Source organism: Ornithinibacillus liuyingii (assembly GCF_055550225.1).
The window spans coordinates 1-14,485 of sequence record NZ_JBPWOS010000004.1; the positions used below are offsets into that span (position 1 = coordinate 1).

15 protein-coding genes, 2 tRNA genes, 1 rRNA gene and 1 pseudogene are annotated in these 14,485 nt (G+C 36.5%); 16 read left to right on the forward strand and 3 right to left on the reverse strand.

What is annotated here, in order from left to right; genetic code table 11:
• Positions 1-165 precede the first annotated feature (165 nt).
• The 8 genes from rrf (at position 166) to tsaD (ending at position 4,311) form a co-directional block, all read left to right on the forward strand.
• A 5S ribosomal RNA gene (rrf, locus tag ACSKT4_RS06175) occupies positions 166-281 on the forward strand.
• A gap of 67 nt (positions 282-348) precedes the next feature.
• Positions 349-425 (forward strand) — tRNA-Met (locus tag ACSKT4_RS06180).
• 61 nt (positions 426-486) lie between these two features.
• A tRNA-Asp gene (locus ACSKT4_RS06185) sits at positions 487-563 on the forward strand.
• A 136-nt stretch (positions 564-699) separates the two neighbouring features.
• On the forward strand, positions 700-1,671 hold the full coding sequence (gene thiL, locus ACSKT4_RS06190) for a thiamine-phosphate kinase (RefSeq protein ID WP_186869101.1): 972 nt from the start codon (positions 700-702) through the stop codon (positions 1,669-1,671).
• Positions 1,672-1,675: 4 nt separating this feature from the next.
• A complete protein-coding gene (tsaE, locus tag ACSKT4_RS06195; protein WP_186869100.1) occupies positions 1,676-2,125 on the forward strand; it encodes a tRNA (adenosine(37)-N6)-threonylcarbamoyltransferase complex ATPase subunit type 1 TsaE in 450 nt (149 codons plus the stop codon).
• A gap of 35 nt (positions 2,126-2,160) precedes the next feature.
• The gene (gene tsaB, locus ACSKT4_RS06200) at positions 2,161-2,865 is read left to right on the forward strand and encodes a tRNA (adenosine(37)-N6)-threonylcarbamoyltransferase complex dimerization subunit type 1 TsaB (RefSeq protein WP_186869099.1); all 705 of its coding nucleotides are present in this window, start codon (positions 2,161-2,163) and stop codon (positions 2,863-2,865) included.
• Positions 2,858-3,307, forward strand: a complete 450-nt coding sequence (rimI, locus tag ACSKT4_RS06205) for a ribosomal protein S18-alanine N-acetyltransferase (protein WP_186869098.1) — start codon at positions 2,858-2,860, stop codon at positions 3,305-3,307. Before tsaB ends, rimI begins: the two co-directional genes overlap by 8 nt.
• Positions 3,304-4,311, forward strand: coding sequence for a tRNA (adenosine(37)-N6)-threonylcarbamoyltransferase complex transferase subunit TsaD (gene tsaD, locus ACSKT4_RS06210; RefSeq protein WP_186869097.1), 1,008 nt, complete (start codon positions 3,304-3,306; stop codon positions 4,309-4,311). Before rimI ends, tsaD begins: the two co-directional genes overlap by 4 nt.
• A gap of 289 nt (positions 4,312-4,600) precedes the next feature.
• On the opposite strand, the gene ACSKT4_RS06215 is transcribed toward tsaD, so the two are convergent.
• Complete coding sequence (locus tag ACSKT4_RS06215) at positions 4,601-6,520, reverse strand: ABC-F family ATP-binding cassette domain-containing protein (protein ID WP_186869096.1); 1,920 nt, start codon at positions 6,518-6,520, stop codon at positions 4,601-4,603.
• A 190-nt stretch (positions 6,521-6,710) separates the two neighbouring features.
• On the opposite strand from ACSKT4_RS06215, the gene ACSKT4_RS06220 reads away from it, so the two are divergent.
• A complete protein-coding gene (locus tag ACSKT4_RS06220; RefSeq protein WP_222618988.1) occupies positions 6,711-7,370 on the forward strand; it encodes a redox-sensing transcriptional repressor Rex in 660 nt (219 codons plus the stop codon).
• 76 nt (positions 7,371-7,446) lie between these two features.
• Here the strand turns inward: ACSKT4_RS06220 and ACSKT4_RS06225 are convergent, their stop codons facing one another.
• Positions 7,447-7,626, reverse strand: a complete 180-nt coding sequence (locus ACSKT4_RS06225) for a DUF4305 domain-containing protein (protein WP_465823028.1) — start codon at positions 7,624-7,626, stop codon at positions 7,447-7,449.
• A gap of 27 nt (positions 7,627-7,653) precedes the next feature.
• A complete protein-coding gene (locus ACSKT4_RS06230) occupies positions 7,654-8,367 on the reverse strand; it encodes a lysostaphin resistance A-like protein (protein WP_465823029.1) in 714 nt (237 codons plus the stop codon).
• 252 nt (positions 8,368-8,619) lie between these two features.
• Here ACSKT4_RS06230 and groES point away from each other — a divergent pair, with 252 nt between their 5' ends.
• The 7 genes and pseudogenes from groES to ACSKT4_RS06265 all read left to right on the forward strand — a co-directional run bounded on the left by groES (position 8,620) and on the right by ACSKT4_RS06265 (position 14,371).
• A complete protein-coding gene (gene groES, locus ACSKT4_RS06235) occupies positions 8,620-8,904 on the forward strand; it encodes a co-chaperone GroES (protein ID WP_186869093.1) in 285 nt (94 codons plus the stop codon).
• 47 nt (positions 8,905-8,951) lie between these two features.
• Positions 8,952-10,580 carry a chaperonin GroEL gene (gene groL, locus ACSKT4_RS06240; protein WP_186869092.1) on the forward strand — a complete coding sequence of 543 codons (1,629 nt, stop codon included), beginning with the start codon at positions 8,952-8,954 and terminating at the stop codon, positions 10,578-10,580.
• 249 nt (positions 10,581-10,829) lie between these two features.
• Positions 10,830-11,150 (forward strand): annotated as a pseudogene (locus ACSKT4_RS06245) (tyrosine-type recombinase/integrase); the annotation flags it as partial.
• A 230-nt stretch (positions 11,151-11,380) separates the two neighbouring features.
• Positions 11,381-11,722 carry a hypothetical protein gene (locus ACSKT4_RS06250; protein WP_186869091.1) on the forward strand — a complete coding sequence of 114 codons (342 nt, stop codon included), beginning with the start codon at positions 11,381-11,383 and terminating at the stop codon, positions 11,720-11,722.
• Between the two features lie 538 nt (positions 11,723-12,260).
• On the forward strand, positions 12,261-12,716 hold the full coding sequence (locus ACSKT4_RS06255; RefSeq protein WP_186869090.1) for an SRPBCC family protein: 456 nt from the start codon (positions 12,261-12,263) through the stop codon (positions 12,714-12,716).
• 312 nt (positions 12,717-13,028) lie between these two features.
• Positions 13,029-13,619, forward strand: a complete 591-nt coding sequence (locus tag ACSKT4_RS06260; RefSeq protein WP_186869089.1) for a YetF domain-containing protein — start codon at positions 13,029-13,031, stop codon at positions 13,617-13,619.
• A 296-nt stretch (positions 13,620-13,915) separates the two neighbouring features.
• Positions 13,916-14,371, forward strand: coding sequence for a DUF4279 domain-containing protein (locus tag ACSKT4_RS06265; RefSeq protein WP_186869088.1), 456 nt, complete (start codon positions 13,916-13,918; stop codon positions 14,369-14,371).
• Positions 14,372-14,485 lie beyond the last annotated feature (114 nt).

Here is a 14,485-nt window from a genome sequence, read left to right on the forward strand (position 1 = left end):
GGTGACACGTGGAGCTGACGGATACTAATAGATCGAGGACTTAACTAACTTATTTGATATCGTTTGTTTACTCTTATTTAGTTTTCAGGGTATAATTTATAAAAAAACCTTGCATTTCTTTTATGAAATGAATATAATAGAACTTGTCTTGATTTTAAGAAATTGTCTGGTGATGATGGCGAGAAGGTCACACCTGTTCCCATACCGAACACAGAAGTTAAGCTTCTCAGCGCCGATGGTAGTTGGGGCATTGCCCCTGCGAGAGTAGGACGTTGCCAGGCAAGTTTTATTATATATTTAATTGCACAAAACATAAGTGCATGATTATAATTAAATACTTTATATTACCGCGGGGTGGAGCAGTCTGGTAGCTCGTCGGGCTCATAACCCGAAGGTCGTAGGTTCAAATCCTGCCCCCGCAACCAAATTATTTCAACTATTAGCTAGTTGAAATTTTCTCATGAGAATTTATACAATTTTGAAAGTGGTCCGGTAGTTCAGTTGGTTAGAATGCCTGCCTGTCACGCAGGAGGTCGCGGGTTCGAGTCCCGTCCGGACCGCCATTTAACATAATATACATAATCACACATGATTTCTACGGAAATCATGTTTTTTTGTTTTTTTAAAGCGTGTAAAATAGTATCTATATAATCTTTTTGCTATCATGGATGTAGTGTTATAGAAAGTAGGGTGAGTGGTGTGGATGAATTCTCATTTATACAATCAATTCAGCAATCCTATTATAGACAACCAACGCTGCTTAAGGGAGTAGGAGATGATGCAGCTATTATCCGTCCAAGTGGAGACGATATAGTAATTGCGAAGGATATGTTAGTTGAACATGTTCATTTTATTAAAAGTACGATGAAGCCCTATCATATCGGTTATAAGGCACTAGCAGCTAATTTAAGTGATATTGCGGCAATGGGAGCAATACCAGCATATTATTTAGTGGCCATATCTATATCTAACGATTGGTCAAATGAAGAATTAGCAGAAATCTATAATGGTATGAAAAGTCTTGCTGATCGGTATAAGGTAGACCTAATTGGTGGTGATACTGTGTCGGGAACAGAGTTGGTAATTTCTATAACCGTTATAGGATATGCTAATAGAAATATTTCAAGACTGAGAAGTGCTGCTAAAGAAGGTGATGTAGTATTTGTTACCGGAACCTTGGGAGATTCTCAAGCAGGATTACATATATTACAGAATGCGGGAACGTATAAAGAAGAGGAATATTTTAAAAGAAGACATCAATTACCTAGTCCAAGGGTTGAGTTTTCACTAGGATTACAGCAAATAGATAGGGTAGCACTAAACGATATAAGCGATGGTATTGCAAGTGAAGCACATGAGCTTGCCGAGTCATCTAAAGTCGGTATGGTATTAATAGAGGATAAAATACCAGTTCATCCCGCATATGCGCAATTTGATTCTAATCTTCAATATAATTGGAAGTTATTTGGTGGAGAGGATTTTGAATTACTTGGTACGGTTTCCCGAAGCGATTGGGAATTAGTAAAGCAGCGTGCACAGCAACTTAGTTTACGCTTAACAGAAATTGGCTATGTAACGGATGAAAAGGACGCTGGCAAGGTGTTTTTACAGCAGGAAAATGGTAAAATAATTCAGTTAGAGAAAAAAGGATATAACCACTTAAGTAGGTGACATAATGGGTAAATATAAAGTGGAAACTAGTAATGCAGAGGAAACAATGGCATTGGCTGAGAAGTTAGTTTCCTTATTAAAGCCTGGTGATGTATTAACTCTTGAGGGAGACTTAGGAGCAGGTAAAACAACATTTACAAAAGGGATAGCCTCAGGACTAGCTATAAAAAGAACCTTAAGCAGTCCTACCTTTACGATAATTAAAGAATACGAAGGCATTATGCCTCTCTATCATATGGATGTTTATCGATTAGAAGACTCGGATGAGGATATTGGATTTGATGAGTATTTTAATGGTAATGGTATAACCGTAGTAGAATGGGCACAGTTTATTGAAGATTATCTCCCTGTCGAACGGTTAAATATAACAATAAAATATTTGGATGAGCAGTCAAGAGTCATTGAATTTGATCCAATTGGTGAGCATTTTGAACAGGTTGTTAAAGGTTTATAAGGTTAAGGATTTGGTTAGAGAAGGAGTTACGTTAGATGTATATACTGGCAATGGACACATCCAATCAAGCATTAGGTGTCGCAATCGTAAAAAATAAAGAAGTAGTTGGGGAAGTCGTGACAAATATAGCCAAAAACCATTCAGTTAGACTGATGCCAGCTATTGAACAATTAATGAAAGAAGTTAATCTGAAGCCAGAACAGCTAGATAAAATTGTCGTAGCCAAGGGACCAGGCTCCTATACTGGCGTACGAATTGGATTAACTACAGCTAAAACATTAGCCTGGTCTTTAAATATCCCGGTGGTAGGTGTGTCAAGCTTAGAGTTATTGGCTTACCGTGCAGTCTTTTCTGATGCTCTAATATGCCCGTTTTTTGATGCAAGGAGAGGTCTGGTTTATACAGGCTTGTATGAAAACAGGCAAGGAAAATTAGTACAAATAATAGAAGAACAGAATACTACTTTTGCTGATTGGTTGGACAGACTCGCAGGCTTGGATAAAAACGTTATTTTCTTAAGCCCGGATATTGAGAAGAATAGAGAAATCATAGTAGAAAAGCTGGGGAGCCAAGCAGTAATACCTGAAATGGCTTACCATATTCCCAAGCCTTCTGATTTAGTATTAGTTGCGGAGGACAAGGATATGGAAGAAACCCATGCATTAACACCAAATTATTTACGTTTAGCAGAAGCAGAAGCTAATTGGTTAGAGCAACAGAAGGATAAAGAAAATGGCTGAACTAACAATTAGAAAAATGGAATTAGCAGATATTGACCAAGTAATGCTTGTAGAGTTGGCGTCCTTTTCTTCTCCTTGGAATGAGCAGATCTTTAGGCAAGAACTAACGCAAAATCAGCATGCTTATTACTATATTATTGAGATTGATCAGAAGATAATTGGTTATGTAGGTATGTGGGTTGTATTTGATGATGTACAAATTACGAATATCGCGATACTCCCAGGGTTTAGGGGTCAGAAGCTAGGGGAAAAGCTATTTCGTTTTGCTTTACAACAAGCAATCGGTTTGGGGGCGACTAGGTTGTCTTTAGAGGTACGTGTAACGAATATTGTTGCCCAAAAGCTGTATCGAAAATTTGGACTCGTTCCTGGTGGAATTCGAAAAAACTATTATACAGACAATCAAGAGGATGCTGTAGTCATGTGGGTGAACTTAATATGAAGGATAAATATATACTTGGAATTGAAACAAGCTGTGATGAAACAGCGGTTTCCATAGTAAAGAACGGTAGAGAAGTACTATCTAATGTTGTTGCTTCGCAAATAGAAAGTCATAAGCGATTTGGAGGCGTGGTCCCAGAGATAGCCTCTAGACATCATGTAGAACAGATTACGCTAGTATTAGAGGAAGCATTTAATGAATCTGGTCTAGACTGGGATGATATTGACGCGATTGCGGTAACAGAGGGGCCAGGATTAGTTGGAGCACTTCTAATTGGTGTAAACGCAGCAAAGGCACTGGCCTTTGCGAAAGGAAAGCCGTTAGTTGGTGTTCATCATATTGCGGGACATATTTATGCTAATCGCTTAGAGGAGGAATTTCAATTTCCACTATTAGCGTTAATTGTCTCAGGAGGGCATACTGAGCTCGTTCTAATGAAAGAGCATGGCAGCTATGAAGTAATAGGCGAGACAAGGGATGACGCGGCTGGTGAGGCCTATGATAAAGTGGCTAGAATGTTAAATCTCCCCTATCCAGGAGGACCGCATATAGATCGACTCGCAGCAGAGGGTGATGCTGTTATTGATTTTCCGAGAGCATGGTTGGAGGAAGATAGTTTCGATTTTAGCTTTAGTGGGCTGAAATCAGCAGTTATTAACAAAATCCACAATGCCAAACAAAAAGGTATAACGTTCAAGCAAGAAGATATAGCAGCAAGCTTTCAGGCAAGTGTAATCGATGTATTAGCAACAAAGACGCTTAAAGCGGCAATGCAACATAATGTAAAGCAAGTAATCGTAGCAGGTGGTGTAGCTGCTAATAAAGGACTACGTGCAGAGCTTGAGGCCAAGTTTAAAGAGACCACGATTCCATTGTTAATACCACCTTTAAGGTTATGTACGGATAATGCCGCTATGATTGCAGCAGCAGGGACAATTAATTATGAACAAGGGAAGCGTTCTGGAATGGATTTAAATGCTAATCCTTCCTTACTATTACGTTAAGAAAATATCCACAGGGTTGTGGGTATTTTTTTCTTTTTCCTATTATATTGGCTTTTGTCATGTTAATAAAAAATGTGGATAACATTGAAATTCTATGTGGATAATGTGAATAAATTTGTTGATAATGGCTATATTGGGCGTTTGTAAGTGGATAACGTTGTGGATAGTAATGGTTTTCGTAATCCCCTTTGAATGAGTGGTTAAATACCAAATGAGGTAATGGAATATCTTTCAAGCTATCCGCAGTAAAGGAAAGGCAGGTTACTTAGAGCGTAACCTGCCTTCCTTATTAGCCCTGTAATAGGGTCCACTCATCCATCAAATTCTCGATTTCTTGTTTTACTTCATTGGTTTTATTGGTATATTCTAACGCCTTTTCATGGTTTTCGTACACTTCTGGTTTTGTCATTTCTTCCTCAAGAGATGCTAGCTCTTCTTCTAATCTTTCAATATCCTCTTCCAATTTAGCAATTTGTCGTTCTCTTTTTCGCTCTTCACTTTGGCGTTTTTTCTCTTCTTTAAAGCTTAATTTCTTTTCATTTGTAGCCTTAGGTTGATTTTCTTCTGCTTGTAGACGCTCTAACTCTTCTTCCTCCTGTTTTTTCTCGATATAGTAATCATAATCGCCGAGATAAACAGTAGCACCATCCCGTTGCATTTCGACCACTTTATCAGCGATCTTATTGATGAAGTAACGGTCATGGGATACAAAGACAATCGTTCCAGGAAAATCAATTAGTGCAGCTTCTAATACTTCCTTACTATCAATATCAAGATGGTTCGTCGGTTCGTCCAAAATTAATAGGTTCGCTTTTTGCATACGAAGCTTGGCAAGAGCGAGACGTGCTTTTTCTCCACCACTAAGGGATTGGACAGGCTTTAACACATCATCTCCGGAAAAGAGGAAATTGCCAAGAACCGTACGAATATCCTTTTCATTGACATGTGGATATTCATCCCATAATTCATTTAATACGGTCTTGTGTGAGCTTAAATTAGCCTGTTCTTGGTCATAGTAACCAATTTGTACATTCGTACCAAGTTGAATAGTTCCTTCACTAGGCGCTAACTTCCCTAGTATATTTTTGAGCAGGGTTGTTTTTCCGACTCCATTAGGGCCAACTAAGGCAATACTCTCACCGCGTGATACGTGAAACGTTACATCTTTAAAAATCGGGTCTCCTCCTTCATCATAGCGGAAGGAGAGATCGTTAATTTTTAAGACATCGTTCCCAGTTCGTTTCGTAATTTCAAATGTGATCGAAGCGGAAGATTCATCTCCTAAAGGTCTATCTAGTCGATCCATCTTCTCTAACTGCTTCCGTCTACTTTGTGCACGTTTAGTCGTGGATGCTCGTACTAAATTGCGTTGGATAAATTCCTCCATTTTCTTAATTTCGGTTTGCTGCTTCTCAAACTCTTTCATTTCCTGTTCAAAGTTGAGTGCCTTTTGCGTTAGAAAATCACTGTATGTTCCATGGTATCGCTTCGTGCGGTGGCGTGATATTTCATAAACCAGGCTTACGGTTTTATCAAGGAAATAACGATCATGCGAGACAATAACTACCGCACCTGGATAACTTAAAAGGTATTTCTCAAGCCAGGATAATGTATCGATATCTAGGTGGTTGGTCGGTTCGTCTAATATGAGTAAGTTTGGTTTCTTTAGTAATAGCTTCCCTAATGCAAGGCGCGTCTTCTGTCCACCACTTAACTCATTAATCGGTGTTTGGTCATCGTAATCTAGAAAGTTTAAACCAGATAGGACAGCCTTGATTTCAGATTCATAGCTGTATCCACCGTTCGTTTCAAAGTCCTGCTGCAAGCGGTCATATTCGGCCAATAATTTCTCTGCATCAGCTGGTTCTAGTTCATGTACTTGGGCCATTTTTGCTTCCATGGATCGTAGCTTCTTCTCTTGTAGAATTAAATCGGAGAAGACCTCTAACATTTCGTTCCAAATCGTGTTAGATGATTCTAGGCCGGTATGCTGTGATAAATAACCGATAGTGAGGTCCTTCGGCTTAATTAATTCACCGGTATCATAGGACATCTCACCAGCCATTATTTTAAGAAGGGTAGACTTTCCAGCACCATTCCGACCTACTATCGCTATTCTATCTTTATCTTTTATTTCTATTTTTATATTTGCTAATATTTCTTCAGCTCCAAATGATTTGGAGAGATCATTTAATTGCATAATTATCATCATGGTCACCTCTAGTAATTTAAGTGTATCCAAATATAGCCGTTCGAGCAATAATATTGTGAATATGTGAAGTTAATCACGACTTAATAGGAAAAATCTGATAAAATAGAAATTGGTACTAATTTATACATTATTATTGTTCCATTATGTTTTAAGCGAAGATTTGGATAGATGGTAAGGAGGAATCAGCTTGGATCAAAACAAAATACCACAAGCGACTGCTAAAAGACTCCCATTATATTATCGTTTTTTAAATAATTTACAAATGCAAGGAAAGACCCGTGTTTCCTCAAAGGAGCTAAGTGAGGCTGTCAAAGTGGATTCAGCTACTATTCGTAGAGATTTTTCCTATTTTGGAGCACTTGGGAAAAAGGGCTATGGGTATAATGTTGAATATTTATTAGGTTTTTTCCGGAAAACATTAGACCAGGATGAGCTTACCGAAGTAGCATTAATTGGGGTAGGTAATCTAGGTACAGCCTTTCTAAACTATAATTTCACAAAAAATAATAATACGAAAATTATGCTAGCCTTTGATGCGGACCCTGAAAAAGTGGGGAAAGAAATTGGTGGCGTTCCGATTTATCATATTGATGATATGGAAGAGAAACTAGGTAATGTAAAAGTAGCAATTCTAACCATACCGGCTCAAGAAGCTGACCGTATAACGGAACGATTAGTAGTAAAAGGTATCAAAGGTATTTTAAATTTCACACCAGCACGTATTACTGTACCGGACGATGTTCGCGTGCACCATATTGATTTAGCTATTGAATTACAGGCATTAGTGTATTTCTTAAAGCATTATCCGTTAGAGAAGATAGATAATGAGGAAGAGAATACATATTAGGAAGTTTTAACACACATCTCAGCTAATACATAAATAAGCTCCTACCAGATTGTAGGAGCTTTTACTTTCCATATAGTTATTTCTTTTTTATATTCTTTAACTTATAATGCAGTCGCATATAACGAATCCCAGCACCGAAGTCTAATGTAGCAAAAATAGCTAGCAGAATGGTCATGAAATTAAAAACCGTTTCTTCTGCAAAAGAAATTGCAACATAAATAAAAAAGACTCCCATCGTAAAGTATATTAGTGCCAAGGTCCTTGCGGTAATTCTCATAAATAATTAACCTCCGATTAGAATCATTTGGATCTGATTCCATTGCTGTTCAATCTGTTCAATTTGTTCTGGTGTAAGCGAGTATTGGTAGATGACGGAGATAGAATTTAACGTCATGTGAACAATAATCGGAACAATGATTTTTTTCGTTTTCACATACAGAAATGCAAATACAAATCCCATTGATGCGTATATTAGAATGTGCTCAGGTTCACCATGTATAATCCCGAAAATGAGTGCGGAAATTAACGCCGCAATAAAGAAATTAGTACGTTTATATAACGAAGCAAAAATAATCTTTCGGAAAATCACTTCTTCTAATATTGGTGCAATAATTGCAGGTACAATCGCGAATAATGGAACGGTCCTCGTAATCTGCATGATTGCTTGTGTATTTTCTGAACCTGTTCGGATACCAAATACGTTCATTTCTATCATGGTCGCAATACCTTGAGCGAAATAAGCCAAGAAGACTCCTAATACAGTCCATCCTATCACATCACTTGTAAACCACTTACTTCTAGTCTGGGACATCTGCATATCAGGTTTCATTAATATTAAAACAATAATTAAACCAATTGTAAAACTAAAGATGGAATAAAGGATTAGAGCTTCGAGTTGATGAGCAGGGAAAAGTCGAAGCAGTACGGGGCGAAAAATACCTCCTGAAAGTTGCATAGCTATATAAGTAAGAATGACCCACCAGTATCGTTTAGGCAATAGATTCAGCTCCTTAAAGTCTACATGTTTTATAGTATTAGCGACAAACTGATTCCTGTGTATTTTATCATATTCAAGCGATGGATAATAATAGAATCATCTCGGACAAGTTTTTTTTAAAAAAATATACAACTCTATACTTGCAAAACATAACATTTTTATTTATTATATTAATTGGAATTAGCACTCGGGTTTAGAGAGTGCTAACAAATGATTAAACTATATCAAAAAGGAATTAAGGAGGTTATCTTCATGATTAAACCACTAGGAGATCGTGTTGTTATCGAGCTTGTTGAACAAGAAGAAAAGACTGCAAGCGGTATCGTACTTCCAGACTCTGCAAAGGAAAAACCACAAGAAGGTCGCGTTGTTGCAGTAGGCACTGGTCGTGTAACTGATGGTGGAGAAAGAGTTGCACTTGAAGTTTCAGAAGGAGACCGTATCATCTTCTCTAAATTCGCTGGAACTGAAGTAAAGTACGATGGAACTGAATACTTAATTCTACGTGAAAGTGATATTTTAGCAGTAGTTAACTAATTAACATTATCGATAAATAAATGAAAATTTAAGGAGGGCATTTCAAGATGGCTAAAGAAATTAAATTTAGTGAAGACGCACGTAGCGCAATGCTTCGCGGTGTAGATACATTAGCAAATGCTGTAAAAGTAACATTAGGACCAAAAGGTCGTAACGTTGTTTTAGATAAAAAATTCGGTTCACCTTTAATTACGAATGATGGTGTTACGATCGCAAAAGAAATCGAATTAGAAGATGCATTTGAAAATATGGGTGCAAAGCTTGTTTCTGAAGTTGCTTCAAAAACAAATGATGTTGCTGGTGACGGTACTACGACTGCAACAGTTCTTGCACAAGCAATGATCCGTGAAGGTCTTAAAAACGTAACTTCCGGTGCAAACCCTGTAGGTATTCGCCGTGGTATTGAAAAAGCTGTAACAACTGCTGTTGAAGAATTACAAGCTATTTCTAAACCAATCGAAGGTAAAGAATCTATTGCACAAGTTGCTGCAATTTCTGCTGCAGATGATGAAGTAGGTCACTTAATCGCTGAAGCTATGGAACGTGTTGGTAACGATGGTGTTATCACAATTGAAGAATCAAAAGGATTCACTACGGAGCTTGAAGTAGTAGAAGGTATGCAATTTGACCGTGGATATGCTTCTCCTTACATGGTAACAGACCAAGATAAAATGGAAGCTGTTCTAGAAAATCCTTATATCCTAATTACAGATAAGAAAATCAGCAATATCCAAGAAATCTTACCAGTTCTTGAGCAAGTTGTTCAACAAGGTAAGCCACTTTTATTAATTGCTGAAGATGTTGAAGGGGAAGCTCTTGCAACATTAGTATTAAACAAACTTCGCGGTTCATTCAATGCTGTAGCTGTTAAAGCTCCAGGATTCGGTGACCGTCGTAAAGCAATGCTTGAAGATATTGCTATCTTAACTGGTGGTCAAGTGATTACAGAAGATCTTGGCTTAGAGCTTAAGAGTGCTTCTATCGAACAATTAGGTACTGCTTCTAAAGTAGTGGTAACAAAAGAACATACTACTATTGTTGAAGGTTCAGGTAACCCAGAAGCAATCTCTGCTCGTGTATCTCAAATCCGTGCACAAGCTGAGGAAACTACTTCTGAATTCGATAAAGAAAAATTACAAGAACGTCTTGCTAAATTAGCTGGCGGTGTAGCAGTAATCAAAGTTGGTGCTGCAACTGAAACAGAATTAAAAGAGCGCAAACTTCGTATCGAAGACGCACTAAACTCAACTCGTGCTGCAGTTGAAGAAGGTATCGTTTCTGGTGGTGGTACTGCACTAGTGAACGTATACAACAAAGTTGCTGGTCTAGACCTTGAAGGTGACGAAGCAACAGGTGCGAAAATCGTTCTTCGTTCACTAGAAGAACCAGTTCGTCAAATCGCTCACAATGCTGGTCTAGAAGGATCTGTAATTGTAGAACGTCTAAAAGGCGAAGAAGTTGGAATTGGTTACAACGCAGCAACTGGCGAATGGGTAAACATGTTCAACGCTGGTATCGTTGACCCAACTAAAGTTACTCGTTCTGCATTACAAAACGCAGCATCTGTAGCGGCTATGTTCCTAACTACTGAAGCAGTAGTAGCGGATATTCCTGAAGAAAACCCTGCTGGTGGCGGTGGAATGCCGGATATGGGTGGAATGGGCGGTATGATGTAAGGCCTTTTTAGCCAAACATCTGAGAAATAGTTAAAGCTATTTTTCACCCTTTCTGAGAACCATTCATGTAAATAATTTTTTCTAAAGTATAGACTACTTCCTAAAAAACAAGGAGGTAGTCTTTTTTTGTTGTTAAAGTTTGCTATTCAAGGTTTTTTGGATGACAGGAGATTTAAGAACACAACGAAGACGAACATAAGGAATTATCAGACTGGTGAGGTAATCAATTTAAAATGATCGGATCTAGACTTTGTTATTTATAATATTTCAGTATTTGGTAAAACACGAAGAAAAGAAACAATACCAATTACAGAAAAGTTATCTAAGGAATTAGCTGGATATAAGACATTCTGCTCACAATACTGGGGTGAGTTGAGTGATTATGTATTTGTAAAAAGAGATAATACACACTTAACTCAAAATGCGATAATGATTTTCCGTTACCTTCAAGATAATAAGATGAACTTTAAAGATGTTCGTGTATCAGCACATACTTTTCGTCATACATTTTGTCATAGACTTGCAATGTCGGGAATGAGTGCATTCGCAATTCAAAAGATTATATGGTAAAGGTATTAAAATTAATTAGTGTTATGTGCTTATTTTTTGCTATAGTTACTTTACAGTAATGGCGTTTTTGCTAGTGGGGTTGAGGTTAACGAAGAACAGGCTAAAGTAGTTGCTGAAAATTAACATTAACTTTTTTGAGGAGAAATGAATAACTTCACAATTCGACAACTCCTTTTAACTAATAAAACTAGAAAAAGGTGAGTGTTTTGCATCCAATTACTATTATTGAAATGATGCTTGCTACTGGAGTCTTAATGTTATTTTTAATAGTAGCACTATTATTTAAAAAGAAGAGGAAAGTATTACTTACTTTAACAGTTTATGTTCTACTAGCTGAAGTTATATTCTTTATTGCCCGCCCATTTTGGATTGATTATCAACTTACAGTGAGAAAAATAGAGTTGGAAGATTATCTGGAATCTAAATATCCGAATGAAAATTGGGAGATTTCTACAATAGATTTTAGGGAAAACAAAACGGAAAATCCCTATTACTTAAAAGTTATTTTTGAAACCGAACCTCTTTATATCTATTCATATTATGTTAACGGTAAGGGAGATGTGGAACAATAATCTATTTATACACCTAACAGTACACCCTTAGAGAATTTAGAACACTTTGAAGGAGAAATGGAAACGGATTAGAATCGGATATTCATACGGAAGTTACAGCCAACTTCATTAAAGATAAGATTTAGAGACAGGGAATATCTTACCTGCTTCTAATAATTTGTTGATTTCTACACCAATTCTACCATACCACCGGTCTCATACGTAAATGGTTATTAAATTAAGGGGTTTAGCTGCTATGGGTAGCATGATATAAACTCTCCCCTAAAGATTTTATGTAATTAAGTTGTAGTTAATAATAGTTTAATAAAGGCTTCTCATAAGTTGGGTAAATTTATGAGAAGCCTTTTTTTCTTTTGTTACTATAAGCATGTATCGTAAACTAGTGATGTTATATTTTTATTGGAATCTAAATATACAGCGGTTTATTTATCTAAGTAGCAAGAGAAACTTTTATTATAGAATTTCGGTATTCTTATCGATTAAGTGAAAGAGGATATGAACATTGCTTATAATAATTTTATTATAAAGGAGATAGCTAATGCCTATTATTAAGCATGAGCAATTTATTCTAGCATCAAGGGAAGTATGCTTTGACCTTGCAAGAAACGTAGAAATACATACTAAAACTACTTCTAAAACTAAGGAAGAAGCTGTTGGTGGGATTACTCAAGGTCTATTAAGGAAGGGCGATACTGTTACTTGGGAAGCTACCCATTTCGGTATTAGACAAAAGTTAACAGCAAAAGTAATTCATATGGAAAAGCCCACCATGTTTGTTGATGTCATGGTAAAAGGCGCTTTTAATTCTTTTACACATACTCATCGATTCGTAGAAAAGAATGGCGGGACTATAATGATAGATATCTTTGAATATAAGTCACCGTTCGGTATCGTTGGTATTATTGTAGACAAATTATTTTTGGAGAGATATATGGCAAATTTTATTAGCTCTCGTGCTAAAGAACTAAAAAGGATTGCAGAAGATGTTGAATAAAACAGACTAGGGAGTCAGATAAGGGTTACATTATATCTGAGTTTCTGAGTTGCCTAGTAAAAAGTCTGTAACTAAACCATTATAGATCAATCTATTTCTACTTCTGGAGGGTAACACAACAGTGCAACAAATTAAATCTGATTGTGTATTGCTAATAAAAGATTATGTTTTGAGTATATATTAAAGACGTGCAGTAATGGACTAAAGCCCACTTACGGAAACAGAAGGTCCAAACCCCAGTCCTTCCGTATAAAATCAAAACCTAGACAAATCATATTCTAAAGCATAAATAAAAGAAAGGATATGATTGTTGTGGATTTAAACTTAGTTTGGCAAACATTTCTTATTTTTATGGTGGGAACGATCATTTTAAGAATTGGTGGAAGAAAAACAATTTCTCAAATGACTATTCCCCAAACGGTTATGATGATTGCCATTGGTACATTGCTCATTCAACCTGTCTCTGGCCGGGGACTTTGGACTACTTTTGGGATTGCTGGGTTATTGGTGCTTTTTTTAATTCTAGCGGAATTTATCCAATTAAAATTTGACAATGCAGAAACAGCCCTATCTGGTAAAGCTGTACCTGTTATTGAAGATGGTAAGTTAATGGAGAACAATTTAAAAAAACATAGATTAACTGTTGATAAACTAGAAGAACGACTACGGAACGCAGGGATTTCTAATATTGATGATGTTCAATATGCTACGTTAGAATCTAATGGGCAATTAGGATACACTTTAAAACTGGAAAAACAGCCTGCCACAAAAGAAGATATTCAAAACCTGATTAAGTTCATTCAAAACGGACAACAAGTAGAAACCAATAATCAATCACCAGATAATATTTTCACTGAAACCTTAAATTACAAAGCTGATGATATACCTAAACATTTACAATAAGTACTTTTTTTTTCGTGACGATGCTAAGACAATAGTTACAAGACGTTATAGATTTGCAGATTGATTAACCTTCATTTGATGAGGGTTATTTTTTTGGAAAGTTTTTTCGAGTATAATAGCACTTTTTTTACCTCCTTTCCCTTATTAATAAAGAAGGAGATTTGAAAAATTTGTCGAATATAGGATAACAACGGGATGAGGCAGACCATTATAAAAGAAAAAGTTATATGATACAGGTTGGAAATTAATTAGACACGTAGTAGCGCTAAGCCTATAGAATTTTAGGGGTGGTTCATATGTTTAAAGATACATCAATTGAGATTTATTTTTCCCTTTCAGGTACAGAGCCTGAATGGGATTTTCCACTTTCAATAGTAACAGAAAGGTTAGGAATTAACCCCACGGAAACGATAAAATTAGGTGAGTGGGTAAACATAAACAATCCTAAGATAAAAAGACAACACACATTTACCGAATGGGTATACAGTACAGGTATAGTTGAAACCTACGATTTCGAAAAGTTAATGAAAGAAGTAGTTCATGTCTTTAAAGATAAAGTGGACATTATTAACGAATTAATAAGAGAATTTCAAATAGAACCTAAGTTAAAAGCAGTTGTTTATGTAGAAGAAGGGCTTTCTCCTGGATATGTCTTGGAGTTAGAAGTAATGCAATTTGCACTTAACATAGGTGCAGAAATTGAAATTGATGACTATATTTCCGGTTTTGTTGAGGATACCGACGAAGAATAATAAAAAGTAAAGTGCTCGTCTAAAAGATGAATAGATTAAGAATTGTTAATTAGTGGAAACCGTTTCATTTTAATTTGAAAAATAGGCTAGAACCTGTTATTATGTCATTTGTGC